This is a genomic window from Pantoea sp. GbtcB22, from assembly GCF_019091025.1.
Classification (GTDB): Bacteria; Pseudomonadota; Gammaproteobacteria; order Enterobacterales; family Enterobacteriaceae; genus Pantoea; species Pantoea leporis.
Window position 1 is genome coordinate 1 of the sequence record NZ_JAGXKB010000037.1, and the last position, 389, is coordinate 389.

Below are 389 nucleotides of genomic sequence, written 5' to 3' on the forward strand. Positions count from 1 at the left end.
ACTGGATGGCACCACCGTGCTGGGCACCGCCACGGCGGACACCGGCGGCAACTGGAGCTTTACGCCAACGATCGCGCTGGGCGAGGGCGCACACAGCCTGTCCACCACCGTCACCGATGCGGCGGGCAACAGCAGCGGCGCATCCGCGCCGGGTACCTTTACCGTGGATACCACACCGCCAGCCGCCGCCACCGATCTGCAGCTCAGCAATAACAACAGCGGCACGGCGGTTCCTGTTGATACCGGCGGTCGCACCAACGACACCACGCCAGTGTTGAGCGGAAGTGCCGGAGCGGGCAGCGTCGTCACCGTGCGTGGTGGCACCGGGGTACTGGGGAGCACCACCCTCGGCACCGATGGCAAATGGAGCTTCACTCCGGCCAATCCGC

General features: G+C 67.6%; 1 protein-coding gene. It reads left to right on the forward strand.

What is annotated here, in order from left to right; all coding sequences use genetic code 11:
• On the forward strand, window positions 1–389 hold a 389-nt coding region (locus KVT28_RS24715; RefSeq protein WP_217550779.1), incomplete at both ends, for an Ig-like domain-containing protein.